Origin of the sequence: Paraperlucidibaca baekdonensis (assembly GCF_003387535.1) — a bacterium.
Taxonomy (GTDB): domain Bacteria; phylum Pseudomonadota; class Gammaproteobacteria; order Pseudomonadales; family Moraxellaceae; genus Perlucidibaca; species Perlucidibaca baekdonensis.
This window is the reverse complement of the sequence record NZ_QUNR01000002.1, coordinates 139,384-164,499: the sequence shown is the minus strand read 5'-3', so window position 1 is coordinate 164,499 and position 25,116 is coordinate 139,384. Positions and strand designations below refer to the sequence as shown.

The 25,116-nt window shown below is 57.5% G+C and carries 22 protein-coding genes and 1 tRNA gene; 9 read left to right on the top strand and 14 right to left on the bottom strand.

Annotated elements, in window-relative coordinates:
• Together DFR26_RS04725 and DFR26_RS04720 are read left to right on the top strand one after the other, a co-directional pair.
• On the top strand, positions 1 to 432 hold the full coding sequence (locus tag DFR26_RS04725) for a DNA polymerase III subunit chi (RefSeq protein WP_116207822.1): 432 nt from the start codon (positions 1 to 3) through the stop codon (positions 430 to 432).
• Positions 433 to 516: 84 nt separating this feature from the next.
• Positions 517 to 3,384 carry a valine--tRNA ligase gene (locus tag DFR26_RS04720; RefSeq protein WP_116207821.1) on the top strand — a complete coding sequence of 956 codons (2,868 nt, stop codon included), beginning with the start codon at positions 517 to 519 and terminating at the stop codon, positions 3,382 to 3,384.
• Between the two features lie 175 nt (positions 3,385 to 3,559).
• On the opposite strand, the gene DFR26_RS04715 is transcribed toward DFR26_RS04720, so the two are convergent.
• Positions 3,560 to 3,635, bottom strand: a tRNA-Thr gene (locus DFR26_RS04715).
• 187 nt (positions 3,636 to 3,822) lie between these two features.
• Here DFR26_RS04715 and DFR26_RS04710 point away from each other — a divergent pair.
• The 6 genes from DFR26_RS04710 to DFR26_RS04685 are packed head-to-tail and all read left to right on the top strand — an operon-like array spanning position 3,823 to position 8,150.
• The gene (locus tag DFR26_RS04710) at positions 3,823 to 4,266 is read left to right on the top strand and encodes a pilin (RefSeq protein ID WP_116207820.1); all 444 of its coding nucleotides are present in this window, start codon (positions 3,823 to 3,825) and stop codon (positions 4,264 to 4,266) included.
• A gap of 6 nt (positions 4,267 to 4,272) precedes the next feature.
• The gene (locus DFR26_RS04705) at positions 4,273 to 5,409 is read left to right on the top strand and encodes a GspE/PulE family protein (RefSeq protein WP_116207819.1); all 1,137 of its coding nucleotides are present in this window, start codon (positions 4,273 to 4,275) and stop codon (positions 5,407 to 5,409) included.
• On the top strand, positions 5,403 to 6,488 hold the full coding sequence (locus DFR26_RS04700) for a type II secretion system F family protein (RefSeq protein ID WP_116207818.1): 1,086 nt from the start codon (positions 5,403 to 5,405) through the stop codon (positions 6,486 to 6,488). Before DFR26_RS04705 ends, DFR26_RS04700 begins: the two co-directional genes overlap by 7 nt.
• Positions 6,488 to 7,363, top strand: a complete 876-nt coding sequence (locus DFR26_RS04695; RefSeq protein ID WP_116207817.1) for a prepilin peptidase — start codon at positions 6,488 to 6,490, stop codon at positions 7,361 to 7,363. Before DFR26_RS04700 ends, DFR26_RS04695 begins: the two co-directional genes overlap by 1 nt.
• Positions 7,345 to 7,944 (top strand): dephospho-CoA kinase, encoded by a 600-nt coding sequence (gene coaE / locus DFR26_RS04690; RefSeq protein WP_116207816.1) that lies wholly within the window; start codon positions 7,345 to 7,347, stop codon positions 7,942 to 7,944. The genes DFR26_RS04695 and coaE overlap by 19 nt, the downstream gene beginning before the upstream one ends.
• A complete protein-coding gene (locus DFR26_RS04685; RefSeq protein WP_116207815.1) occupies positions 7,941 to 8,150 on the top strand; it encodes a DNA gyrase inhibitor YacG in 210 nt (69 codons plus the stop codon). Before coaE ends, DFR26_RS04685 begins: the two co-directional genes overlap by 4 nt.
• Positions 8,151 to 8,159: 9 nt before the next feature.
• On the opposite strand, the gene DFR26_RS04680 is transcribed toward DFR26_RS04685, so the two are convergent.
• From DFR26_RS04680 to DFR26_RS04665, 4 genes are all read right to left on the bottom strand, one after another.
• The gene (locus tag DFR26_RS04680; protein ID WP_116207814.1) at positions 8,160 to 9,107 is read right to left on the bottom strand and encodes a Nudix family hydrolase; all 948 of its coding nucleotides are present in this window, start codon (positions 9,105 to 9,107) and stop codon (positions 8,160 to 8,162) included.
• Positions 9,107 to 10,327 (bottom strand): bifunctional glutamate N-acetyltransferase/amino-acid acetyltransferase ArgJ, encoded by a 1,221-nt coding sequence (gene argJ / locus DFR26_RS04675; protein WP_116207813.1) that lies wholly within the window; start codon positions 10,325 to 10,327, stop codon positions 9,107 to 9,109. The genes DFR26_RS04680 and argJ overlap by 1 nt, the downstream gene beginning before the upstream one ends.
• 15 nt (positions 10,328 to 10,342) lie before the next feature.
• Entirely contained in the window at positions 10,343 to 13,102 is a 2,760-nt protein-coding gene (gene secA, locus DFR26_RS04670; RefSeq protein WP_116207812.1) for a preprotein translocase subunit SecA, read from the bottom strand.
• 152 nt (positions 13,103 to 13,254) lie between these two features.
• A complete protein-coding gene (locus tag DFR26_RS04665) occupies positions 13,255 to 14,154 on the bottom strand; it encodes a M23 family metallopeptidase (RefSeq protein ID WP_116207811.1) in 900 nt (299 codons plus the stop codon).
• Positions 14,155 to 14,207: 53 nt separating this feature from the next.
• Here DFR26_RS04665 and DFR26_RS04660 point away from each other — a divergent pair, with 53 nt between their 5' ends.
• Positions 14,208 to 14,672 (top strand): DciA family protein, encoded by a 465-nt coding sequence (locus tag DFR26_RS04660; RefSeq protein WP_181898986.1) that lies wholly within the window; start codon positions 14,208 to 14,210, stop codon positions 14,670 to 14,672.
• Positions 14,673 to 14,677: 5 nt separating this feature from the next.
• On the opposite strand, the gene lpxC is transcribed toward DFR26_RS04660, so the two are convergent.
• The 9 genes from lpxC to murD all read right to left on the bottom strand — a co-directional run bounded on the left by lpxC (position 14,678) and on the right by murD (position 25,116).
• Positions 14,678 to 15,592, bottom strand: a complete 915-nt coding sequence (lpxC, locus tag DFR26_RS04655) for a UDP-3-O-acyl-N-acetylglucosamine deacetylase (protein WP_116207809.1) — start codon at positions 15,590 to 15,592, stop codon at positions 14,678 to 14,680.
• Positions 15,593 to 15,646: 54 nt separating this feature from the next.
• On the bottom strand, positions 15,647 to 16,888 hold the full coding sequence (gene ftsZ / locus DFR26_RS04650) for a cell division protein FtsZ (RefSeq protein ID WP_116207808.1): 1,242 nt from the start codon (positions 16,886 to 16,888) through the stop codon (positions 15,647 to 15,649).
• Between the two features lie 121 nt (positions 16,889 to 17,009).
• The gene (gene ftsA / locus DFR26_RS04645) at positions 17,010 to 18,269 is read right to left on the bottom strand and encodes a cell division protein FtsA (RefSeq protein WP_116207807.1); all 1,260 of its coding nucleotides are present in this window, start codon (positions 18,267 to 18,269) and stop codon (positions 17,010 to 17,012) included.
• Positions 18,270 to 18,333: 64 nt separating this feature from the next.
• On the bottom strand, positions 18,334 to 19,140 hold the full coding sequence (locus DFR26_RS04640; RefSeq protein WP_116207806.1) for a cell division protein FtsQ/DivIB: 807 nt from the start codon (positions 19,138 to 19,140) through the stop codon (positions 18,334 to 18,336).
• Positions 19,137 to 20,060, bottom strand: coding sequence for a D-alanine--D-alanine ligase (locus DFR26_RS04635; protein WP_116207805.1), 924 nt, complete (start codon positions 20,058 to 20,060; stop codon positions 19,137 to 19,139). The genes DFR26_RS04640 and DFR26_RS04635 overlap by 4 nt, the downstream gene beginning before the upstream one ends.
• Entirely contained in the window at positions 20,057 to 21,490 is a 1,434-nt protein-coding gene (gene murC / locus DFR26_RS04630; RefSeq protein ID WP_116207804.1) for a UDP-N-acetylmuramate--L-alanine ligase, read from the bottom strand. Before murC ends, DFR26_RS04635 begins: the two co-directional genes overlap by 4 nt.
• Positions 21,487 to 22,566, bottom strand: a complete 1,080-nt coding sequence (gene murG, locus DFR26_RS04625) for an undecaprenyldiphospho-muramoylpentapeptide beta-N-acetylglucosaminyltransferase (RefSeq protein ID WP_116207803.1) — start codon at positions 22,564 to 22,566, stop codon at positions 21,487 to 21,489. The genes murC and murG overlap by 4 nt, the downstream gene beginning before the upstream one ends.
• Complete coding sequence (gene ftsW, locus DFR26_RS04620; RefSeq protein ID WP_220375701.1) at positions 22,553 to 23,749, bottom strand: putative lipid II flippase FtsW; 1,197 nt, start codon at positions 23,747 to 23,749, stop codon at positions 22,553 to 22,555. Before ftsW ends, murG begins: the two co-directional genes overlap by 14 nt.
• Positions 23,746 to 25,116: a UDP-N-acetylmuramoyl-L-alanine--D-glutamate ligase gene (gene murD, locus DFR26_RS04615; RefSeq protein WP_116207802.1), complete on the bottom strand. Its 1,371-nt coding sequence runs from the start codon at positions 25,114 to 25,116 to the stop codon at positions 23,746 to 23,748. Before murD ends, ftsW begins: the two co-directional genes overlap by 4 nt.

Sequence of the window (25,116 nt, the reverse complement as noted above, 5' to 3'; positions counted from 1 at the left end):
GTGGAAATCACCTTCTATGTGCTACCGCCCGATGCACCCTTGAGTGCTCGGGCGACCACTGTCTGTCGCTTGGCAGAAAAAGCCTTAAAGCAAAAGCGCCAAGTGCTGATTGTTGCTGACTCGAAGGCTGAGGCGGAAGCGCTTGATGAGGCCTTGTGGACATTCAAAGCCGAGTCATTTATTCCGCACCATTTAGTCGGTGATGGTCCAACACCGCCTCCACCGGTGCGGGTAACTTGGCAAGCGCCGCCAGCTGAGTGTCGCGATATTTTGGTCAACCTTGGTGCAGACTTAGCGCAAGGCTTTGAGCGCTTTAATCGCGTCATTGAGATAGTCGCTGGCACCAACAGCGAGCGCGAACAGGCTCGCGAGCATTGGAAAGCCTATAAGCGCCAAGGCTATGGCGTCGATGCCCATGAATTGCCGGCGTAATAGCAGCCAGCGCTCACGACTGCCGCTATAATCACTCCCATTCGGCCACCTGCTGGCCATCCGTTTTGCCGTTGCGAGAAACTTATGGAACCCACGTTTAACCCTGCCGACATCGAAGCCACTTGGAGCGACCGCTGGGAGGCCGCGGGTTGCTATAAACCATCGGGCACGGGCACGCCCTACAGCATCATGATTCCGCCGCCGAATGTCACCGGCTCGCTACACATGGGCCACGGATTTAACAACGCCATCATGGATGCGCTCGTGCGTTTTCATCGCATGCGCGGTCACAACACGCTATGGCAGCCGGGCACCGATCACGCCGGTATCGCCACGCAAATGGTGGTCGAGCGTCAGCTCGCCGCGCAGGGCATTAATCGTCATGAATTAGGCCGCGAGAAATTCCTCGAGAAAGTCTGGCAATGGAAAGAGCAATCGGGCGGCACCATTACCCGCCAAATTCGCCGCCTCGGTTCATCGGTGGACTGGTCACGCGAGCGCTTCACCATGGATGCCGGCCTGTCGAAAGCCGTGCAAGAGGCCTTTGTGCGCCTGCACGAAGACGGCTTGATTTATCGTGGCAAACGCCTGGTGAACTGGGATCCGAAGCTGCACACGGCTATCTCCGACCTGGAAGTGTTGTCGGAAGAGAAAAAGGGCTCGATGTGGCACTTTCGCTATCCGCTGGCCGGCTCAGCAACTGGCGTGCACGGCGTGGAAGGCAGCGACTTTTTGGTGGTCGCTACCACGCGCCCGGAAACCATGCTCGGCGACTCCGCCGTAGCTGTGCACCCGGATGACGCGCGCTATACGCACTTAGTAGGTGCGCAGGTGCGCCTGCCCATCACCGGCCGCTTAATTCCCATCGTGGCCGATACCTATGTCGATAAAGACTTCGGCACCGGTTGCGTGAAAATCACGCCGGCACACGACTTCAACGACTACGAAGTTGGCAAACGCCACGACCTGCCGTTGATCAATGTGCTCAACCGCGATGCGGCGATCTTGGCTAATTTTGAGATCATGGCCAATGGCACCTTTGCTGCGCTCGAGCCTGAGATCTGCCCTGCTGCCTATGCCGGCCTTGACCGCTTTGCCGCGCGCAAAGCCGTGGTCGCGCAAGCTGAAGCCGAAGGCTGGCTAGGCGAGATCAAGCCACACGATTTGAAAGTCCCCACCGGCGACCGCTCAAACGTGGTGGTTGAGCCGTGGCTCACCGATCAGTGGTATGTGAAGGCCGCTGTGCTCGCCAAACCCGCCTTGCAAGCGGTTGAAGACGGCCGCATCAAATTCGTGCCCGAGCAATACCAAAACATGTATTACGCGTGGATGCGCGACATCCAAGACTGGTGTATTTCGCGACAACTCTGGTGGGGTCACCGCATTCCGGCGTGGTATGACGCCAACGGCCGTGTCTATGTGGGTCGCGACGAGGCCGAAGTGCGCGCCAAGCACAGCCTCGCTGCCGATATGTCGCTGCGCCAAGATGACGACGTGCTCGACACCTGGTTTAGCTCGGCGTTGTGGACATTCTCTACGCTGGGTTGGCCCGACAAAACGCCTGATCTGAGCACGTTTCATCCGACCAATACCTTGGTCACCGGCTTCGACATCATCTTTTTCTGGGTCGCGCGCATGATCATGATGACCATGCATTTTATGAAAAATGACGATGGCACGCCGCAAGTGCCGTTTAAAACGGTCTATGTGCACGGCTTAGTGCGCGATGGCGACGGCCAAAAAATGTCGAAGTCGAAAGGCAATGTGCTCGACCCGCTCGACATCATCGACGGCATCACGCTCGATGAGCTAGTGGAGAAACGCACCACCGGCCTGATGCAACCGAAAATGGCCGAGAAAATCGAAAAGGCCACGCGCAAAGAGTTCCCCGAGGGCATTCGTGCCTTCGGTACCGACGCGCTGCGCTTCACCAACTGCGCGCTGGCCTCGACCGGCCGCGACATCAAATTCGACATGAACCGCGTTGAGGGCTATCGCAATTTCTGCAATAAGCTCTGGAATGCCTCGCGCTACGTGCTCTCGCACACCGAAGGCCAAGATGCCGGCCAAGATGAATCATTGCCATTGAGCTACTCGTTGGCCGACCGTTGGATCATCTCGCGCTTGCAAGAAACCGAAGCTGCGGTCATTGCCTCGATGGCCGACTACCGCTTCGACCACGTGGCGCAAACTATTTATGACTTTGTCTGGAATGAATACTGCGACTGGTATTTGGAACTCACCAAGCCGGTCTTGATGGCCGACACCACATCGAGCCCGGAGGCCCAACGCGCCACACGCCGCACCTTGGTGCGTGTGCTCGAGGCCATCTTGCGCATCACCCACCCGCTCATGCCGTTTATCACTGAAGAAATATGGCAGCGCGTGAAGCCGCTCGCCAATGTTGAAGGCGAATTTTTGATGTTGGCGCGCTACCCCGAGCCGGATTTATTGCGCATCGATGCAGAGGCCGTGGCCGAGATCGCCTGGGTGCAACAACTGGTGGCGGGCCTGCGCAATATTCGCGGCGAACTCGGTATATCGCCGGGCAAACCATTGCCGCTGCTGGTCGCCAACGCCAGTGCCAGCGACCTCGCGCGCTTGCAACGCCAAGAGGCGCTGCTGCGTTTTATAGGCCGCTTGGAAAGCATCACGCCTGTCGCTGCTGAGGCCGACATGCCACCTGTGTCCACCGCCCTAGTGGGAGCAATGACATTAGGCGTGCCATTGGCAGGTTTGATCGATGTTGGCGCTGAGTTGGCTCGCCTAGATAAAGAAATCGCCCGTCTCAGCCAAGAGGTGGCGCGAGTGGAAGGCAAGCTATCGAATGAGTCATTTATTGCCCGCGCGCCCGCTGACGTGGTGGCGAAAGAGCGCGAGAAAATTGCCGATAGCCTGCGAGCGCAAGCGGCGGTAAAAGGCCAGCGGGAAAGGATTGCTTCGCTAGCATAACCGCTAGGCGGTGCGGCGGGGCAAGGTAGGCCGGCGCGAATAGGCGAACGCCGTAGCGCAGTCCTACCTTGCCCCGCCACACCGCCGTCAATACTGCACAGTTGCGCTGCGCTCAAGCTCTGTGACATTTCTAAAGACGAAAAAAAAGCCTGCTTCAAGCAGGCTTTTGAACTTCTGGTGCCGGAGATAGGAGTCGAACCTACGACCTTCGCATTACGAATGCGCTGCTCTACCAACTGAGCTACACCGGCATGGGGGAGTGCGATTCTAGCGAGGCCATTGCTGGCTGACAAGCGCGTCTCACTCAAGCTAATCCGGTGCGCCACATAAGACCAGCGAATTTTTTTCATGCGCGCCCTAGCGCATAGCCTTTGCCGTGCCTACGCTTTTTAGCACAGGACACGCCCATCCCGGGCGCATGGCAAGGAGGCCTCCCTTATGCGTCATTTCGCACGTGGTTTTAGCTTGATCGAGTTGATGATTGTGGTCGCCATTGTCGCTGTGTTGTCAGCTGTGGCCGTGCCGCAATATCAGGACTATTTAACGCGCGCACGTTGGTCGGTAAACCTCACGCAAATTGAGCCTTTTAAACTCGCGGTAGCTGAGTGCTTGCAGCTTGAAGGCGGATTGGCTGGCGCCTGCGATAGCGCCGAGAAAATTGGCCTAACCGCGCTGCCGTCGCCGCAACACAGCACAGGTGAGCTGACCCTGGCTAGCAGCGGCGATGACACGATAATTGCCACCATGACCGGCAACGCCAAAGCCGGCGATTGTGTGGTGACGCTGACCGGCACTCTCACCGATGATGTGCTGACGTGGGGGCTTGCCAATACCGATAACGGCGTTGATCCAGCCTGCACCCGCCAGCGCACGGGCGTGTAATAGCTCATGAATCAGCGTCCCGCCATTGCACTACCTCGCCAAGATGACGACATCGTGCCGTGGCTGAGTACGTTGCTACGCCAAGCGGTTAGCCTCGGCGCCTCAGATTTTCATATCGATGCGCTGGCCGATGGTGCGCAATTACGTTTGCGCATTCATGGCCTACTGCACGATTGGCAACATATACCGGCGCAATGGCAAGGTCGCTTGGTGTCACGCATCAAGGTCTTGGCCAATCTCGATCTTGCCGAGCGACGCTTGCCGCAAGATGGCCGCATGAGCCTGCCCGAGGTCGGGAGTTTGCGGGTTGCGAGCCTACCCACATTGCATGGCGAGAAACTCTGTTTACGTTTGGCGGAAGCAGGTGCACTGCGCCGCCTAGATGAGCTGCAGCTGCCCGCTGATATTGCCGCCCCGCTAAACCATGCACTGCAATGCCCTGATGGCTTGATTTTGATCACCGGCCCTACTGGCTCAGGTAAAACCACCACGCTCTATGCCTGCCTGCAAGCGCTGAACTCACGCGATCGGCATATAGCCACCGTCGAAGATCCTATTGAGCATATTGTCGACGGCATTAATCAGACCGCTATTACGCCGCGTATTGGCCTGGGGTTTGCGGAGGTTTTACGCGCCCTATTACGACATGATCCCGACGTCATTATGATTGGTGAAATACGCGATAAAGCGACCGCCGATATGGCAATACAAGCAGCTGAAACTGGGCATTTAGTGCTGTCTACATTGCATACGGGTAGCGCTTTAGAGAGCCTGATTCGCTTACGGCACTTGGGTGTGCCGGAGTATTTAATTAGTAGCAGCTTGCGACTGGTTATTTCGCAGCGGCTACTACGTCAGCGCTGTCGTGACTGCGCCGTCCATCAACGCATGGGCTGCAGTCAATGCATTGATGGCTACCAAGGCCGCTTGGGGCTCTACGAAGCACTCACCATGACACCAGCACTGCTACAGGTGTGGAGCCAAGGTGCTGATGCCGCAGCGCTCGCTCAGTTTCTCGCGGCGCAACACTGGCGCTCATTACGAGAACATGCCGACGCGCGCGTTGCAGCGGGTCTCACCGAAGCTGCGGAAGTGGAGCGCGTATTGGGCGCGGAGCCCGCACGCGCCATAGCGTCATGCTAGGTCTACGCGCCTGTTGGCATTGGCTGGCGTACCAACACCGGCGAGCACAAGCGCCAAGTGCGGTATTACGCCGACAATGGTTGGCGCAATTAGCCATCCTGCTGCGCTCCGGTATTGCTCTTCATCCCGCACTCGGGCTCTTGCAGTTTCAGCAGCCTAGCGCCCAACAACGCTGGTGGCAGCCCGTACTCGATGGCATTGAGCACGGTCAAAGCTTGTCGCATAGCCTCGCGCAGCAGCAGGTCTTTAATGCGTCCGATACCGCACTCCTAGGCATGGCAGAGCAAACCGGCCGCCTCAATGAGCAACTCAGTCGACTAGTCACCGCGCAAGCCCGACGTCAGCAGCTATATCAGCAGGTGCAACGCGCGATTCGTTACCCCTTAGTTGTCTTATCTGGGGCTTTGTTGGTCAGTGCTTATTTACTCACACAAGTTGTTCCAAGCTTTGCTGAGCTCTACGCCAGCTTCGATGCGCAACTGCCTTGGCTAACCCAACGCGTGATGGCGCTAAGCGACTGGGTTGGGCAATACGGCCTCTTCTTGTTTGCTGCCATAGGCATCGCTAGCGTGAGTGTTATTTGGCTATGGCGGCACTGCGCTGGCGTGCGTACTGCGCTCGCGAGTGTGCTGTGGCACCTGCCATTGGCCGGACCGCTCGCCCGCGCACAGGCACTCGGTCAATGGCATCGTGGTCTATGCGAAACGTTGGCTGCGGGGCTGTCATTTGTGGCCGCGCTCGACTGTACCGCCAGCTTAATTGGCCAGTCTCCGTTGGCGCGCGCACAAGCGCCACTGCGCGATGCTGTATGCCACGGCCAACGGTTATCGGAGGCACTGAAGCAGCAGCCTCACTACCCGGCGCTGAGTTGGCAAATGATCGCCATTGGAGAGGAATCAGGTATGCTCGCCACCATGCTAGAGACATTAGCCGAACAGTTTGAGGCCGAACTCGCGCGCCGCTGCGAGCAGTCTGTCAAGCTTGTCGAGCCGTTGCTGATGGCATTCTTGGGTGTCATTGTTGGCACGTTAGTGCTGTCGCTGTACTTACCGTTATTTCAATTGGGTCAGGTGATTTAATGCTTTTGTTGGTGGTCATGTTGGGGCTCATTATTGGCAGCTTTTGCAATGTCGTGATTCATCGCACGCCGAAGCAAATGGACGCCGAATATCGTGCCGATGTGCTCGCGTATTTGGCAGCGCATGACATGGCCAATCCATTCAACGATGACGCAGAACACGCGCGCTATGACCTAAGCCATCCGCGCTCACAATGCCCTCATTGCCATACGCCATTGCGCTGGCGTGACCTGTGGCCCGTGTTGAGTTGGTTATTCTTAAAAGGCCGCTGTCACCAATGCCATACCGCCATCAGTGTGCGCTATCCGCTCATCGAGCTCGCTGTCGCCGGTATCGCACTCATCTCAGTGTTGAGCTCAGGGTGGCAACTCAGCGCCTTGGCAGCCGCCTGCTTTAGTACCGTCCTGCTGGTTGCTGCTGTCATCGACTTCAATAGCCAATGGCTGCCGGATCGCCTCACGTTATTGCTGCTCTGGCTAGGTCTGCTCGCCACGGCGTTGGGCATCAACCCGCTCATGATTTCCTTGACGCAATCGGTGCTCGCCAGTGCGCTTGGCTTCAGCCTGTTTTGGGCGCTAGCGGCAGGCTTTAAATACGTCACCGGCCGCGATGGCCTCGGCGGTGGCGACACCAAGCTACTGGCCGCACTCGGTGCCTGGCTTGGCCCATGGGTACTGCCAAACCTGTTATTAATTGCCTCATTAGTGGGTCTGGGGTTTGCGCTGTGGTCGCGCTGGCGGCGCGGGGCGCATGAGGCCTTTGCCTTCGGCCCAGCATTAGCGATTGCCGGTGGCTTGTTGTTTTGGCAGCCCCTAGTCGCTACCCTTGGCGACCCTTCAATACACATGCAGACACTATGGCCGCTTGGATTTTAGGCGTCAGTGGCGGTATCGGCTCGGGAAAAACCGCCGCCACCGACTATTTTCAAACACTGGGCATTACCGTTGTTGATGCCGATATTGTCGCGCGCGAAGTCGTAGCCGTGGGTGAGCCGGCCTTAGACGAGATTGCTGCGCACTTTGGCAGCCACGTCATTAACCCCGATGGCACGCTTCATCGCGCCGCCTTACGCGACATTGTCTTTGCCGATACCGCCCAACGCCAAGCGCTAGAGGCCATTACGCACCCGGCCATTCGCCAGCGCTTACAAGCGCAATGTCTGGCGGCGACCTCCGCCTATGCGATCTTGGCGTCACCACTGCTTTGGGAGTCCGGGCAAGCAGCATTGGCTCAGCGCACATTATTGGTGGATGTATCAGAGGCCACACAGCTGCAGCGTGCAAGTCAGCGCGATGGCGTTACCGAGGCGAATATCCGCGCCATTATGGCGGCACAATGGACTCGCCAACAGCGCCACGACCAGGCCAATGACATCATTATTAACGAAGGCAGCTTAGCCGAGCTACACCAGCAAATTGATGCCCTGCACGCCGAATACCTGACGTGGCGACCATGACTGATTTATCGAAACTACCCAATGACGATGGCATCCCCGTGCTGAACTGCCCAAGCTGCAAACGCTTGGTGCGCTGGGAACCGGCAGCTACGCATCGGCCCTTTTGCAGTGAGCGCTGCCGCTTGCTCGACTTGGGCGCATGGGCTAGCGAACGCTACGCTATTCCTGCACAAACACCGCCAGATGACTTCGACGAAAACCACTAAGCGCAGCGTTTAAAACCCGCGAATGCCGGCGACACCAACACCGCCATGCGCGCGCGCCTGATGCACGGCGGCTGGCGTCAAACCGCCCAAGCCATACACCGGCAAAGACGTACACTGCACTAACGCCGCCCACGCCACCCAGCCCAGGCCATTCGCCTCAGGATGAGACTGCGTTGCTTGCACCGGCGATAGCCAGGCCCAATCGGCCATGACCTGCTCGGCGCAGCGTAGCTCATCGGCACTGTGTGCGGCTACTGCCAAGGCGTATGTCGCGGGCAGCACATCGCGCTTTTTTAGGCCCTGCGCTTGCCATGTCGCGGCCTGCTGACTACTGGCATGAAAACCGGCTGCGGCAACCTGCTCGCAAACGCGCACATCGCCATGAAGCAAGAGTGGCACGCCAGCGCGCTGACAAAGCGCGGCCACTGATTGCGCCAACGCGATGTATTCAGCCAATGGCCAGCGCGGTAATCGCAGCACTAGGCCCACCTCAGTGGCTGCTTGGCAGCGCGTGGCGGCCCAGTCCAGCACGGCTGCTGCACTAGCCTCAGGCGAGATCGCCCAGCAGGGTGGCCATCGGAGTGCGGCAATCAATGGCGCATTGGCAGCCGGCGTCGCCAGACTGGCCATCGCCTCAGGGCGCAACCACTGCAACGCTTGGCCTTCACGACCGATGACGCGCGCACAGGCATCAGGCGACAGCAACACGGTATAAGCTTGCAAGGTGATCGAACGATCGGGGTAATCGAAATGGCGCGTTAATAGCGCTTCCATGTGATCACAGGTCACGCCCAGCTCTTCGTCAAGCTCGCGCGCCAGCGCATCGGCATCGCTCTCGCCCACTTCTACCTTGCCGCCGGGAAACTCCCAGGTGCCGGCCAGATGCGCATTGGCAGCGCGCTGCGCCAGCAAATACTCGCCCTGAGCATTGCGGCACAGCGCCACCACCACCCGCATTAGGAGCGATAATCCGCGTTAATTTTCACGTAGTCGTATGACAAATCGCAGGTCCACACCGTGTCGACACAGTCGCCACGCGCGAGGTCAATACGAATGGTAATTTCCGGCTGCGCCATCACGCGCGCACCTTGTGCCTCCGTGTACGACGCCGCGGCGCCACCGTGCTCACAAAGCAATACGTCATCGAGCCAAACACGCAGCTTCGAGACATCCAACGCGGGCACGCCGGCACGACCAATAGCCGCCAAAATTCTCCCCCAATTCGGGTCGGAGGCGAAAAACGCGGTTTTAATCAGCGGCGAATGCGCCACGGCATAAGCCACATCGCAACACTCGTCGGTGTTGCCACCGCCCTCTACGCGTACCGTGATGAACTTCGTCGCGCCCTCGCCATCACGCACAATGAGCTGTGCCAAGCGCAAAAACACGCGCTGCAGCACCGGCAATAACGCAGCAAACAAGGGATCATCACGCGATGTCAGCATGGCATTGCCGGCCTGCCCCGTGGCCATCAACACGCACGCGTCGTTGGTGGAGGTGTCGCCATCGATGGTGATTCGATTAAATGACGTGTCGGCAAGCTCACGCAGCAAGGACTGCAGCAGCGCCGGCGCAATCGCCATATCGGTGGCCACATACCCCAGCATGGTGGCCATATTCGGGCGGATCATGCCCGCGCCTTTCGAGATGCCCGTGACGGTATACGTCACCCCGGCCACGGAAAATTGCTCGCTAGCGCCTTTTGGCAGCGTGTCAGTGGTCATGATGCCGGTAGCGGCCTGCGCCCATTGGTCTGCTGCCAATGAGGCTAGCGCCTGCGGCATACCCGCTTGCACACGCGCAACCGGTAATAGCTCGCCAATCACGCCCGTCGAAAATGGCAGCACCTGTTGCGGCGAGACTCCAGTCAACGAGGCCAGATGCTCACAGCTGAGCTCAGCCGCCTGCATGCCCGGCGCACCAGTACCGGCATTGGCATTGCCGGTATTGATGACGAGATAGCGCGGTGACATGGCCGCTAGATGACGCTTGGCCACATGCACGGGCGCAGCACAGAAGGCATTGGTGGTGAATACGCCGGCCACTTGTGTGCCCTCGGCAAGCTCAAAAACCACCACATCGCGGCGATTTTTGTAGCGCACACCCGCTTGCGCAAAGCCAATATGTACACCCGCTACCGGATGCATGACCGGCATCGACACATCACCTACCGCCATGATGACTCCTCGCGCTTACGCTAATTGCCCGTGACACTGCTTGTATTTGCGACCAGAGCCACAGGGGCAGGGATCGTTGCGACCGACCTTGCCGCCATCACGCACAAATGGCTGTGCGGCGGGCTGCTGAGCGCCCGCAATGGCTTGCTCTGCTTGCGCGGGGGTGACGCTATTATCGGGCTCGGCTGGCGTATCGGCGCGCGCATCGGCGTGCTGATACTGCATCGCCATGGACTGTGCTTCTGCGGCGCGTTGCGCCTCCATGGCCGCCACCTCCTCTGCGGTTGGCACATGCAAACGCGACAAGGTTTGCACCAGCTCCAACTTCACCGCATCGACCAGTTGCTCAAACAGCTCGAAGGCCTCGCGCTTGTACTCTTGTTCAGGATTGCGTTGGGCGTAGCCGCGCAAATGAATGCCTTTACGCAAATAATCCATCGCCGCGAGATGATCTTTCCAATGCCGGTCAATGACTTGCAGCATCAATTGCTTTTCAAGCTGGCTCGCCACCGTGGCACCCATGCGCTCGCGCTTGGCCTGCCAGGCGCTCATCACTTCCGTATGGATCCGCTCACGCAAGCCGTCTTCATGGAGCTTGTTGTCATCATCTAACCACTGCTGCACTGGCATGGCGTGATTGAAGTCGGCTTGCAGTGCTTGCTCAAGACCGGCAATATCCCATTGCTCATCTAAACTTTGCGGCGGAATGTACTGGCTAATCACCTGCGCCACGACATCGCTAAAAATCAGGCTGACGTTTTCGCTAATGTCAGTGGAGTTGAGGATGTCATCACGCTGACGATAAATCGCTTGGCGCTGCTCATTGGCCACGTCATCGTATTTCAGCAAGTTTTTACGAATATCGAAGTTGCGCGATTCGACTTTGCGTTGCGCGCCCTCAATCGATTTCGATACCCACGGATGTTCAATCGCCTCGCCGGGCTTCATGCCCAAGGACTTCATCATGCCCTTCACGCGATCGCTGGCAAAAATGCGCATTAAGTCGTCTTCAAGCGACAGATAAAAACGCGTTACGCCGGGGTCACCTTGGCGACCGGCACGACCGCGGAGCTGGTTATCAATCCGCCGCGACTCATGGCGCTCAGAGCCAACAATGTGCAGGCCGCCTGCCGCCATCACTTTCGCGTGATCGGCTTCCCATGCTGCAATCAAAGCCTCACGCTGCGCCGGCGTAATATCTTCGCCGAGCTTATCGGCCTCGGCTTTCCAGCTGCCGCCTAGCAAAATATCCGTGCCACGACCGGCCATATTGGTGGCGATGGTGACGGTACCCGAACGCCCAGCCTGCGCAATAATGTCGGCCTCGCGCTCGTGGAATTTGGCATTCAGCACTTGGTGCGAAATATTTTCTTTATTGAGCAAATGCGACAACAACTCACTGGCCTCAATGGTCGCTGTACCCACCAAAATCGGTGCACCTTTCTCACGATAGGCTTTGATATCGGCGACGATCGCTTGGTACTTTTCCTCGGGGCTTAAATACACCAAGTCTTCCAAATCTTGCCGCACCATGGGTCGATGCGTGGGAATCACCACCACATCTAAACCATAAATTTGCTTGAACTCAGCGGCCTCAGTATCAGCGGTGCCGGTCATGCCCGAGAGTTTGCGATACAGGCGGAATAGGTTTTGGAATGTCGTCGACGCCATGGTCTGATTTTCAGACTGAATGGTGACGCCTTCTTTCGCTTCAACGGCTTGGTGCAGGCCGTCAGACCAGCGCCGACCCGGCATGGTGCGGCCGGTATGCTCGTCGACAATGACCACCTCGTCGTTGTTGACCAAATAATGCACATCGCGTTGAAACAAGACATGGCCGCGTAGAGCCGCGTGCACGTGGTGCAATAAGCTCAAATGCGCGGGCGAATAGAGACTGTCGCCCTCAGCCAATAAGCCCATTTCAACCATGCGGTCTTCAACAAACTCGTGGCCGGCTTCGGTGAGCTCAACCTGGCGCGACTTTTCATCAAACCAATAATGCCCCCCGTCGGCCACCGCCTCTTCGGCTTGGCGTGTTAGCGAGGGAATTAAGGTATTAATTTGCGTGTAGAGTTTTGATGAGTCTTCGCTAGCACCTGAAATAATCAGCGGCGTGCGCGCCTCATCAATCAAAATCGAATCAACCTCATCGATCAAGGCGTAGGCGTGACCGCGCTGAAAGCGATCCTCCAAACGAAACGCCATATTGTCGCGTAGATAATCAAAGCCGAATTCGTTGTTAGTGCCGTAGGTAATGTCTGCGGCATACGCGGCACGCTTTTCATCGGGCGGCTGCTGTGAGCGCACCACGCCAATCGTAAGACCTAAAAACTCAAACAAGGGGCGATTCCATTCGGCGTCGCGACTGGCCAAATAATCGTTGACGGTGACCACGTGCACGCCGGCACCCGACAAGCCATTCAGATAGGCCGGCAAGGTCGCGGTTAAGGTCTTGCCCTCACCCGTGCGCATCTCGGCAATGCGGCCTTCATGCAGCGTAATGCCACCGATCATCTGCACGTCGTAATGACGCATACCCAAGACCCGCTGAGCAGCGGTTCGGCACACCGCGAAGGCTTCGGGCAGCAGCGCATCGAGCGTTTCGCCTTGGGCAAAGCGCTGTTTGAAACTGGCAGTTTTGGCTTGAAGCTCGGCGTCGCTCAGGGCGTCGCTTTCGGTTTCCAAGGCATTGATGCGCGCAACGATCTGGCGCATGCGTTTAAGTTCGCGTTCGTTTTTGGTTCCGAACAGGCCGTGGACAAGACGTGAAAACATGGTCACCACTCAGGGAATGTGCAAATCAGCGCGTCATTCTACCGACTTTATAGCGTCACGAAAGGGTTTCGCTAAAGTTGCCGGTTTTGACGCGATGAGCAGAGACAAAAAAACCAGCCGAAGCTGGTTTTTTCAGAAGCCCGGCGCTGGCTCTAGCGCTGGGCAATACGAATAAAGCTCGCCGGATTGACGCGCTTGCCATGACGCAACACTTCGTAATGCAAGTGCGTGCCGGTAGAGCGGCCAGTCGAGCCCATGTAAGCAATGAGCTGGTCTTTGTTGACGAGATCGCCGACTTTCACCACCACGGCTTTGGCATGCGCATAGCGCGTGACCATGCCGTCACCGTGATCGACTTCGACTAGGTTGCCATAGCCCGACATGCGCCCGGCCCAGACCACCACGCCATCGGCAACCGAATAAATATCGGTGCCCTCACGGCCCGCAAAATCGATGCCGCCATGAAACTTGGACTTACCCGTGAATGGGTCGTGGCGATAACCAAAGCGCGAGGTAATGTAGCCCTCGTGAATCGGCATATTGTCGAGACTCACGGTTTGCTCACGCAGTTCTTGCAAGATGCGATCAAGCGCTAAGAGCTGCGTTTCACGCGACTGAATGTCCTGCCACATGGACGACATATCGCGCTCAATCGTATCGCGATCCGGCATCAGGCCCATGTCCATATCGCCGTCGTTATCTTCTAGTGGCCCGCCCATAGGTGGCCGTGCGCTAAAATCAAACTCATCGCCTTTAAGCTGTGCACTTTCGGCCAAATGCGCACCGAGCGCATCGATACGCATCATGCGCGCTTGGATATCGGCCATGCGATCAACCATCGCGCGCAACGCTTGCTGACGCGCTTTGTCACTAGCGGTCATGGGCGGCGTCACCATTTCCGGCAACACGTATTCGGAGACAGCCCAATAGCCTGTGGCGCCCAAGCTCACCGACAAGAAAACCAAGCCGACAACACCAGACACTAACCAGCGAAAGTTAAGCTGTAACGTCAGCGGGCGACCATGTTTACGGCTCAAAAAAATAATGTTCATACTCGTTATCTCAGTTCACTGCCCGTATCATGCTTACGCTACGGGAGGCCATCATGCGCACCAACAAATTGCTATCACTCAGTGACGTATTACAGCAGCCAGCTATTGCCCGCTGGCAACGTCGCTTTGCTATTAGCGCAGCGCATGAATCAATTTGGCGCAGTGTATTGGATGAAAACCTTCGGTCTTTATGCCGACTTTATTCTTATCATCAGGGCGTACTCACGGTGGCGGTTTTTCATGCCACCGCAGCAAGCCAGCTGCGCTACTTAAATCACATTCTTATTCAACAACTGAAAATGCATGACGCATTTTCCGCCCTTACCGCCCTACGAACGACACTCAAACCGGTGCCGCAAAGTAGTCAGGCTGTGGCATTTAATACGCGTAAAACCAGACGCCAAGCGCCATTGAAACTGAGCCGCAACAGCGCGGAACACTTAAAAGCTGTGGCAGATGGCGTTACAGATGCGGAACTTAGCAAGAAATTGAGGCACTTAGCAAGACATTCCGACTAGTGCCATCAGTGCACAGCGTCGGCCTTCACATAGGATATGGGGGTTAGGCTTTCGTCATCGAAGGTAACAAACTCCCACGCATCAGGCTGCTCAGCCATGGCGCGAAGCAATTTATTATTCATGGCGTGCCCGGCTTTATAGCCTTCATAAGCACCTAAAATACTCACGCCAAACAAATACAAGTCGCCAATGGCATCGAGCATTTTGTGGCGCACAAACTCGTCTTCAAAGCGCAGACCGTCTTCATTCATCACGCCGGTGTCGTCGACCACAATGGCGTTATCCATGCTGCCGCCTTTGGCGAGATTGTTGGCGTGCAGGTATTCAATATCGCGCAGAAAACCGAAGGTGCGCGCGCGACTGACTTCATTGACATAAGCCGTGGTGGAGAAGTCGACACTCGCCCATTTATGCTCATCGTGAAAGGCGGGATGATCAAAGTCGATGGTGAACGACACCTTGAAGCCGTTATACGGATCAAAGGCGGCAATCTTATCGCCATCGCGCACTTCTACGCGGCGTTTGATGCGGGCATAGCGTTTTGGTGCTTCCTGCTCGGCAATACCCGCGGCCTGAATCAAAAACACAAAGGGCCCAGCGCTGCCATCCATGATGGGAATTTCCGGGGCGCTGACATCGATCAAGACATTGTCGATACCGAGGCCGGCCAAAGCCGACATCAAATGCTCAACGGTACCAACGCGGACGTTGTCATTGACCACCAAGTTGGACGACATGGTGGTCTCGCGCACTAAGTCAGCCCGCGCCGGGATAAGCACCGGCGGGTTCAGGTCTGTGCGGCGAAACACAATGCCTGAATCGACTGGCGCCGGATGCAAGGCGAGATAGACTTTCTCGCCGCTGTGCAAGCCCACACCACTGGCGCGAATGACTTGTTTAACGGTGCGTTGCTTGAGCATGATTGTTACAAGATATTTCGGGGGCATTTATAGTAGCAGAGCCCCTGAAATGCCTCAATCTGCTTGGCGACGTAAAAAAGCTGGAATGTTCAGCAGATTCAAATCCGACCGACGCGACGGACCATTCACTACTTTTTCATTGCGCGCAAATGAAGGCGAATCGTAGCGCGCATAGGGATCTTCCGCTGGCGCAGGCACGGCATTGACAGCTTGCGCAGCCGCAGCCACTGGCTTCTCAACCTCATGATTAGATGCGGGGGCCGATGGTACCAAGCTCATGGCCGCGGACTTGCTACCTGCCATGGGGCGCGAGGCAACGGTGGCGCTGGCCTTTGGCAAGCCAGTGGCCACCACGGTCACACGAATTTCATCACCCAGCGTTTCATCCAAAATGGTGCCGATCACGACTGTAGCGGTTTCCGAGGCAAACTCGGAAACAATGTCACCGACATCAGAGAACTCATCGAGACCTAAGCTTTCATTGGCGGCAATGGACACCAACACGCCGCGCGCGCCTTTCAGCTGCACGTCGTCGAGCAAGGGGCTGTGAATCGCCATTTCGGTGGCAATGCGCGCACGTTCTTCGCCTTTCGCCGAACCAGAACCCATCATCGCCAAGCCTTGCTCCGACATGACCGTGCGTACGTCAGCAAAATCGACGTTGATGTGGCCGGGATGCAAAATCATGTCGGCAATGCCCTGCACCGCGCCTTGTAGCACGTTGTTTGCTGCGCGGAATGCCTCCACCAGTGAGACTTTGCCAAGCACTTGCAGGAGCTTGCCATTGGGAATGGTGATCAAGGAGTCGACATGATTTGCCAAGGAGTCAATACCTTGGTTAGCAATGTCCATGCGCTTTTTGCCTTCAAACGGGAATGGTTTAGTCACCACACCGACGGTCAAGATGCCCATTTCGCGCGCCACTTCAGCGACCACAGGCGCACCACCGGTGCCAGTACCACCGCCCATGCCGGCGGTAATAAAGACCATGTCGGCGCCTTGCAACGTTTCGCGAATACGGTCGCGGTCTTCGACAGCGGCCTGACGACCCACTTCTGGGTTAGCGCCGGCGCCGAGGCCACGCGTGACAGCATCGCCCATGTGCACCAAGGTGCGCGCGGTCATTTTCGTTAAGGCTTGCTTGTCGGTGTTGGCACAAATGAAGTCCACACCTTGCACTTGGTTGGCCACCATATGCTCAACGGCATTGCCGCCGCCGCCACCAATACCGATGACTTTAATAACTGCTGAACCAAGCTCGCCGCCGTTGTCTGCTAGGGTAAATACGTTTTCCATGATGTTCTCCAGCCCCTAAGGGGCTTTCGCCGATTTTAAGTACTACGTGATTGGGCATCCTGCCGCACAGGTCACCGTCCCGTGACCAAACTGGGTGCTTAGCTAGGGCTAAGCGAATGCGTTAAAAATTCGTTGCAAACCAACTTTTGACCTTACCCACCATGTCGCCAAAGCCTTGTGTGGCGGCAGGTCGTTGGCGTGACTTAGTCACACCACTGGCCAAAACTCGCTGCTTGCCATACATCAGCAAGCCAATGCCGGTGGCGTAAATGGGGTTTTGTAAATACTCTTCCATGCCGCCGAGCTTCAGTGACTGCGGCATGCCAATACGTACAGGTAAGTGGAAGATGGATTCGGCGAGCTGCACCGAGCCTTCAATACGCGCGGAACCGCCGGTCATCACCACGCCCGCGGCTAAATGATCGGCGTAACCGCTGCGATCTAGCTCGGCTTGCACGAGGCTAAACAATTCCTCATAGCGCGGCTCAACGACAGCCGCCAAGGTCTGACGCGCCATGGTGCGTGCCGGGCGATCACCCATGCCCGGCACACTGATGGTTTGCTCCGGATCCACAAGCTGCGGCACCACGCAGGCGTAGCGCGTTTTAATGTCGTCTGCTGCTGGCGTCGGTGTACGCAGCGCCATGGCGATGTCATTGGTGACTTGATCGCCAGCAATCGGAATCACGGCGGTGTGGCGAATGGCGCCGTTGACGAACACGGCAATATCGGTCGTGCCACCACCAATATCGATCAAACACACACCGAGCTCTTTTTCGTCCTCGGTGAGCACGGCATAGCTAGAGGCAAGCTGCTCTAGGATCAAATCATCGATGTCTAAATCGCAACCATGCACGCATTTTTCGAGATTTTGCGCGGCATTTGCCGAACAGGTGACCATGTGAATGTGGCCCTCAAGGCGCACACCAGCCATGCCTAATGGGTTGCGTACGTCGCCTTGGTTATCGACCAAAAACTCCTGCGGCAAGACATGCAAAATCCGTTGATCGACCGGATTCGAGCCAGATTTTGCGGCATCGACTACGCGCTCGATGTCATTTTGTGAGACCTCACCATCGCGCGTTGCCACCACGGCGCTGGCGTTGCGGCCACCAATATGGCTGCCCGCGATGCCAATATAGGCCGAGTGAATACTGCAATCGGCCATGAGTTCGGCTTCACCGACTGCCGCTTTGATGGCGCCCATGGTCTCGTCAATATTGACCACCACGCCTTTGCGCATGCCGCGCGAGGGCCGCGAGCCGACACCAATAATCTCCAGTGACTGCTCAGCGACATTGACTTGACCGACCATACACACCACTTTCGAGGTGCCAACGTCGATCGCTACAATCATCGGTGCTTGTGCGTTGTGTGCCATGTTATCCATCCTGGCCACCGACGGTGACCGAAAACTGCCGTGATAAATATTGCTCATTTTTGTTTTACCCCGCCTGCCGCCAACCAATCGCCACGCCGTTGCGATAACGCAAATCGACGCGCGCAATGCTCATCATCTCGCCCGCCAGCTGGCGCTCATAAAGCACCGTAAAGCGTGCCAGTTTAGCCAAGCTATCTTGGCTATCCACCAAAACCGTCACGCCATCATTGAGGGTCAACTCCCAACTCATGCGCTCGGTCAATGTCAGGCTATTAATCCGCAGGCCAACGCGTGCTAACACCGCCGCCATGGCCTGATAACGCTGCAGCACAAAGTGTGACTGCGCGCGCGGACCGGACAGCAATGGCAAGGCATCAACGCCAGTAGCGCTGCGTGGCCGAAACACCGCGCCATGCTCGCTAACCAAACCATTGCCCTGCCAGCGCGCGAGCGCCTGCTTTTCGCGGATGCGGACATTGACGGCATCTGGCCATTGCCGCGTCACGCTGACTTGCGCGACCCACGGATAACGCTTGGCCGTGCGCTGTAACGCCGCCAAATCGACCGTGAAAAATGTGCCACGCACTTGCCGCTCAAGCGCCGCCTGCAGGCTTTTGCGCTCGACTTGATGCAGCTCGCCGGTGATGTTGACGACCCGAATCGGCGTTTGCTGCTGCCATTCGCGCCACACCATGGCAGAACCGACGATCGAGCCAGCAACCAACAGCACGGAGGCAGCCACCGCGAGACGACGGCGCCAACTTGGCGACAGCGTCACGCTCGGCCAGCGCGGCTGACTAAACCATGAGGCGCGCGCAGCCTTCGGCTTAGGCCGTGGCACGGCGCCAATGGGACGGCGGGTAGCGCTCATGCTGCCGCTCCGCGCGCAGCCTGCGCCAAAATGCGTAGCACTAATTGCGTGAAGTCGATGCCACTAGCGGCAGCCGCCATCGGCACCAATGAGTGATCGGTCATGCCCGGCACGGTATTGATTTCCAGCAGCCAGAAGCGGCCATCGGCATCGCGCATGGCATCGATACGGCCCCAGCCGCGTGCGCCCAACACCTCAAACGCTTCCAATGCCAAGCGCTGCAGCGCGGCTTCATCGTCGGCGAGTAGCCCACAGGGAATGTTGTACTGCGTGTCATTGCGCGAATACTTTGCTTCAAAGTCGTAGAAATCGGTGGCCGGCACCATGCGAATCACTGGCAAGGCCTGCTCGCCCAAAATCGCCACGGTGTATTCGCTGCCTTGAATAAACTGCTCGGCAATGACTTCGCTGTCGTGCTGCGCCGCCACTTCATACGCCTTGGCCAAGTCCTCGGCGCTATAGACTTTCGCCATGCCGATGCTCGAGCCTTCGCGCGAGGGCTTGACCATTAAAGGCAAACCAAGATCGGTGACCACGCCGGCGAAGTCCATGCCAGCGTGCAAGCGACGATAGGTTGGCGTGGGAAGGCCGCAGCCCATCCACAGTTGTTTGGTACGGGCTTTATCCATGCCAATGGCGGAGGCCATGACGCCACTGCCGGTGTAAGGCACTTGAAACTGCTCCAGCACACCCTGGATGACCCCGTCTTCGCCACCGCGACCGTGCAAGACAATAAACGCGCGGTCATAGCCCTGTATTTCAACGATATCGCGCTCAGCCGGATCGAAGCGATGCGCATCAACGCCTGCTTCTTGCAGGGCTTTAAGTACTGCCGCGCCACTCACTAAAGAAATGGGACGCTCGGCAGCATGGCCACCGTAAAGTACCGCCACGCGGCCAAAATCGACAGACGTGCTCATGACTTGACCTCCGTTAAATACAGCTGCTGCGCAGCCAGCTCTAGGGCGATTGCACCAACCGTGCCGGCGCCTTGGGTGAGCAGCACATCGCCAGCTTTTAGTAGTCCCGGTAATAGCGCCGCGAGCTCGTCTTGGCTTTCAATAAAGATCGGGTCGATGACTCCGCGGTTGCGAATGCTGCGCGCCAATGAGCGGCTATCGGCTCCGGCAATGGGCTTTTCGCCAGCGCTATAGACATCGAGCAAGAGCAGCGCATCGACGCTGGAGAGCACCGGCAAGAAATCTTCAAAGCAATCGCGTGTGCGCGTGTAGCGATGCGGCTGAAACAGCATGACCAAACGACGATCGGGGTAGGCCTGACGTGCGGCGGCAATGGTGGCGGAAACTTCACGCGGATGATGGCCATAGTCATCCACCAGCTGCACGCCCTGCACCTCGATGAGGCGTTGGAAGCGCCGACCGACGCCCTCAAAGTCGGCTAAGGCCTTGACGATAGCGGCATCACTCGCACCTTCATCGGTACTCACGGCAATGGCGGCGAGGCTGTTTAAGACATTGTGCAGGCCCGGCAAATTCAGCGTGATCACCAATGGCTCATGGCCTTCGCGCAGCGCCGTATAACGGGTCTGCAAGCCATCTTGCACGATGTCCACCGCGCGCACATCGTTAGCTTCGTTGAAGCCGTAAGTCACCGTAGGACGGCCGATTTTCGGCATTAACTCGGTGATGATCGGGTCGTCGCCACAGACCACCGCCAGACCATAAAACGGCAGGTTGTGCAGAAACTCAATAAACGTGCGCTTCAGCACCTCAAAGTCGCCGCCATAGGTTTCCATGTGATCGGCATCGATATTGGTGACCACCGAGACCATGGGCTGCAAATGCAAAAATGAGGCATCGCTCTCATCGGCCTCAGCAACAAAATAGCGGCTGCTGCCGAGTTTGGCATTCACGCCGGCGCTATTGAGCAAGCCGCCAATAACATAGGTCGGATCAAAGCCGGCCTCGCCCAAAATCGAGGCAATAAGGCTGGTCGTGGTGGTCTTGCCATGCGTGCCGGCAATGGCAATACCGTGCCGATAGCGCATCAGCTCGGCGAGCATTTCAGCACGGCGCACAATCGGCAAACGCCGGCTCAGAGCCGCATTCACCTCTGGGTTGCTGGCATCAATGGCGGTCGACACCACCAACACATCGGCTGTATCAATATGCGCGGCATCGTGACCAATAAAAATCTGCGCGCCTAAGTCTTGTAAGCGCTGCGTGGTTTTGCCGGCTTTCATATCCGAACCCGAGACCACATAGCCTTGGTTTAGCAATACCTCGGCAATACCACACATGCCGGCGCCGCCGATGCCGACAAAATGGATGCGGCGAATACGGCGCATTTCCGGAATTTCAATCAAACGGCTGCGTGCGCTGGCGTTCATACCTCACCTCGTAAAATCGTTTGCACCACGCGCGTGGTGGCCTGCGTTTCGGCCAGCGCACGGGCTTTCTCAGCCATGCCCTGTAAATGCTCACGCACCAATAAGCCCTGCAAGGTGCTGGCAAATGCCGAAGCCGTTAAGTCTTTTTGCTGAAACAGCAGCGCCGCACCGGCATCACTCAAAAATCGGGCATTGGCGGTTTGGTGATCATCGACTGCGTGCGGAAATGGGATGAGCACGGAGGCCACGCCGGCGGCCGCCAACTCGGACACCGTGAGCGCGCCGCTGCGGCAAATCACCAGATCAGCCCACGCGTATTGCGCCGCCATATCATCGATAAATGGCAATACCTCGGCAGTGACATTGAGCTCGGCGTAAGTCGCCATCGCGGCATCGGCATGCTTGCGGCCAGCCTGATGACGAATCACGGGGCGTAGCGTCTCAGGCAGCTCGGCAAACGCCGCCGGCACCAATTTATTGAGTGCCACCGCCCCTAAGCTGCCGCCCAATACCAAGACATGAATAGCGCCTTGGCGCGCACCATAACGCACGGCAGGCGCGGCGATGGCGGCAATCTCATCGCGCACAGGATTGCCCACAGTACGCACGCTAGGCGAGGCCGCAAATGCGCTAGGGAACGCTTGCAAAATGCCTGTCGCAAAGCGCGCTAGCGTTTTGTTGGTGAACCCGGCAATGGCATTTTGCTCATGGATATACAGTGGCAAGCCCAGCAAACGTGCGGCCACGCCACCGGGACCAGTGACATAGCCACCCAGACCAATGACCGCATCGGCCTGCACGCGGCGGCACACGGCCATGGCCTGCCAAACGGCACGCAGCAGCTTAAAGGGCGCTTGCAACAAGGGCAGCAGACCATTGCCACGTAGGCCGCCAACATTTAAATAAGTCATATCGATGCCAGCCTTTGGCACCACATCGGCTTCGATACCACGCGCGGTACCCAGCCAGTGGATCGCCACGCCTTGCGCCTGCAACGCACGCGCCACCGCCAGCGCCGGAAACACATGACCGCCGGTGCCGCCGGCCATCACCACCACCGATTTAACGATAGTCATGCGTGCCTCCTTGACGGCTCACCGCGCGCTCATTGGGCTCGCTGGCCTCGGCGTCGATTCGCAACAGTACAGCCAACACGACAAACATCATCACCAAGCTGGAACCACCGTAGCTGACTAAAGGCAGCGTTAAGCCCTTGGTGGGAAACAAGCCGGTATTGACGCCTAAGTTCACCGCGGCTTGGATGCCAATGGTCACGGATAAGCCATAGGCCACGTAGCCGGAAAACACTTGGCCAGCACATTCGGCACGCTGGCCAATACGCAAGCCAGTCATCACCAAGGTGATCATGGCGACCAGCAAAATCATCACGCCCATGAGGCCAAACTCTTCGGCATAGACAGCAAACACGAAGTCGGTATGTGCTTCGGGCAGATAAAATAATTTCTGCACGCTCTGCCCCAGGCCCACGCCAAACCAGTCGCCACGACCAAACGCAATAAGGCTTTGCACGAGCTGATAGCCACTGTTGTATTGGTCGGCCCAAGGGTCGGTGAAGGCCATTAGGCGCTTCATGCGGTATGGCTCGGCGATCATGATCAACACGCCGACCAGCAGCAAACCGCAGGAGATCATCAGATAGAGCATCAAAGGCGCGCCGGCTAAAAACAGCATGACCATCAGCGCCATGACGATCACCATGCTGGCGCCAAAGTCGGGCTCAGCGAGCAGCAAACCCACGGTCAAGCTGACAAAGGCCATGGGCTTTACAAAGCCCATCCAGCGCGAACGCACTTCGTCTTGGCGGCGCCATAAATATGCAGCCATGGCCAGCACACCGGCAAATTTCACGAGCTCCGAGGGCTGAATGGTTAAGCCCGCAATACCGATCCAGCGCATGCTGCCGTTGACGCGACGGCCAATGCCCGGCACCAAGACCAAAATGATCAGCACAAGCGCGGCTAAAAACAGCCAATAACTGTAGCGATTCCACGTCGCCATGGGCACTTGCGACACCACGGCGGCGGCAACCAAACCGATGGCTAAATAGATTAGGTGGCGCGTGAAAAAGTAAAATGGGTTGCCGTAGTTGGCATCGGCGACGCCCATGGAGGCCGAACCGACCATGATCAGGCCGATGCAAAATAAGAAACCTGCCGACAACAGCACGTATTGGCGATCGCTGAGCTGACTGAGATTCAGCCGCAGGTTGTGATACGGCGCGAGCACACGGGCCATCATGACGAATGCTCCGCTAAAAAATGCTGCACACCGGCGGCGAACTGATCGCCACGATCTTCGTAATGCTTAAACATGTCGAAACTGGCACACGCCGGCGACAGCAAAATGGCATCGTGCGGCTGAGCAGCAGCGCGCGCCTGCGCAATCGCTTCGCCCAAACTCGCGCAACGCTGGCGTGGTAGATCAGCGCGGATGGCCGCATCAATCACCGGCGCATCCTGACCGATCAACACCAGCGCGCGACCAAAGCGCTGCATGGCATCGTTTAATGGCGCGAAATCCTGCCCCTTACCGACGCCGCCAGCGATCAGCACCAGACGCCCGCCCGCCGGCGCGATGGCCGCACCGAGGCCATGAATCGCGGCCAAGGTGGCGCCAACATTGGTGCCTTTGGAGTCGTTATACCAAGCGATGTCATCCGCTAACGCCACGCGTTGGCAGCGATGCTTGAGGCCAGCGAAATCCCGCAGCGTGGCGAGCATAGCCTCACGCGATAAACCCACGGCCTCGCCGAGCGCTAAGCAGGCCAAGGCATTGGCGATATTGTGCTGACCAAAAATCTGCAGCTCAGCGACTGGCATTAGGTACTCGCGGCCGCGCGCTAACCACGGCTGGCCATCTTTAAGCAGCACGCCATAATCATTTAGGTCGGGCGCATTTAAACCAAAGCTCGCGTGCGGAAGTTCATCGGCAATTAAAGGCCGTGTGAGTGTGTCGTCGCGGTTAAACACATAACGCTGGCAGTTGCGGAAAATCCGATGTTTAGCCTGATGATATTGCAGCATGCCGCTATAGCGATCCATGTGGTCTTCGCTGATGTTGAGCACCACCGCCACCGCCGCTGTCAACGAGTGCGTAGTCTCTAACTGAAACGACGACAGCTCCATGACATAGAGGTCTTTCTGGCCTTCAGCGAGCATATCCAACACCGGCGTACCAATATTGCCGCAGACGCCCACGCGCAAACCATCACGCTCTGCCATCAAACCCATCAGCGTGGTCACCGTGCTTTTCGCATTGGAGCCGGTAATGGCAATAATCGGCGTGCTGACCGCGCGGCAAAACAGCTCCACATCGCCAATGACCGAGATACCGGCGGCGCTGGCGGCGGCGATGTCGGGCGCTGAAATGGCCATGCCCGGACTGGCAATAATCTCGCTGGCCGATAGCAAAAGCGCGCCATCAAGACCGCCCAAGACCACATCAACCTCGGGAAATTCACTCTGTAATTCAGCCAAACCCGGCGGATGCTCGCGCGTATCATTGACCGCGACGCTATAGCCTAAACCTCGCAAATAACGCACGCACGAGAGCCCGGTCTTGCCCAGACCGATCACCACTCGTAATCCCCCGCGTGCGATTAGCAT

Bases quoted from the DNA above. Each gene is read 5' to 3' on its own strand.
- ftsW (WP_220375701.1), bottom strand. From the start codon at position 23,749: ATGATGGCCCGTGTGCTCGCGCCGTATCACAACCTGCGGCTGAATCTC.
- murD (WP_116207802.1), bottom strand. From the start codon at position 25,116: ATGCTAATCGCACGCGGGGGATTACGAGTGGTGATCGGTCTGGGCAAG.
- DFR26_RS04705 (WP_116207819.1), top strand. From the start codon at position 4,273: ATGAATCAGCGTCCCGCCATTGCACTACCTCGCCAAGATGACGACATC.
- argJ (WP_116207813.1), bottom strand. From the start codon at position 10,327: ATGGCGGTAGGTGATGTGTCGATGCCGGTCATGCATCCGGTAGCGGGT.
- coaE (WP_116207816.1), top strand. From the start codon at position 7,345: ATGGCCGCTTGGATTTTAGGCGTCAGTGGCGGTATCGGCTCGGGAAAA.
- DFR26_RS04635 (WP_116207805.1), bottom strand. From the start codon at position 20,060: ATGAGCACGTCTGTCGATTTTGGCCGCGTGGCGGTACTTTACGGTGGC.
- DFR26_RS04685 (WP_116207815.1), top strand. From the start codon at position 7,941: ATGACTGATTTATCGAAACTACCCAATGACGATGGCATCCCCGTGCTG.
- secA (WP_116207812.1), bottom strand. From the start codon at position 13,102: ATGTTTTCACGTCTTGTCCACGGCCTGTTCGGAACCAAAAACGAACGC.
- murC (WP_116207804.1), bottom strand. From the start codon at position 21,490: ATGAACGCCAGCGCACGCAGCCGTTTGATTGAAATTCCGGAAATGCGC.
- DFR26_RS04700 (WP_116207818.1), top strand. From the start codon at position 5,403: ATGCTAGGTCTACGCGCCTGTTGGCATTGGCTGGCGTACCAACACCGG.
- DFR26_RS04710 (WP_116207820.1), top strand. From the start codon at position 3,823: ATGCGTCATTTCGCACGTGGTTTTAGCTTGATCGAGTTGATGATTGTG.
- murG (WP_116207803.1), bottom strand. From the start codon at position 22,566: ATGACTATCGTTAAATCGGTGGTGGTGATGGCCGGCGGCACCGGCGGT.
- DFR26_RS04680 (WP_116207814.1), bottom strand. From the start codon at position 9,107: ATGCGGGTGGTGGTGGCGCTGTGCCGCAATGCTCAGGGCGAGTATTTG.
- DFR26_RS04640 (WP_116207806.1), bottom strand. From the start codon at position 19,140: ATGAGCGCTACCCGCCGTCCCATTGGCGCCGTGCCACGGCCTAAGCCG.
- lpxC (WP_116207809.1), bottom strand. From the start codon at position 15,592: ATGCTCAAGCAACGCACCGTTAAACAAGTCATTCGCGCCAGTGGTGTG.
- DFR26_RS04695 (WP_116207817.1), top strand. From the start codon at position 6,488: ATGCTTTTGTTGGTGGTCATGTTGGGGCTCATTATTGGCAGCTTTTGC.
- DFR26_RS04720 (WP_116207821.1), top strand. From the start codon at position 517: ATGGAACCCACGTTTAACCCTGCCGACATCGAAGCCACTTGGAGCGAC.
- ftsZ (WP_116207808.1), bottom strand. From the start codon at position 16,888: ATGGAAAACGTATTTACCCTAGCAGACAACGGCGGCGAGCTTGGTTCA.
- DFR26_RS04660 (WP_181898986.1), top strand. From the start codon at position 14,208: ATGCGCACCAACAAATTGCTATCACTCAGTGACGTATTACAGCAGCCA.
- DFR26_RS04665 (WP_116207811.1), bottom strand. From the start codon at position 14,154: ATGAACATTATTTTTTTGAGCCGTAAACATGGTCGCCCGCTGACGTTA.
- ftsA (WP_116207807.1), bottom strand. From the start codon at position 18,269: ATGGCACACAACGCACAAGCACCGATGATTGTAGCGATCGACGTTGGC.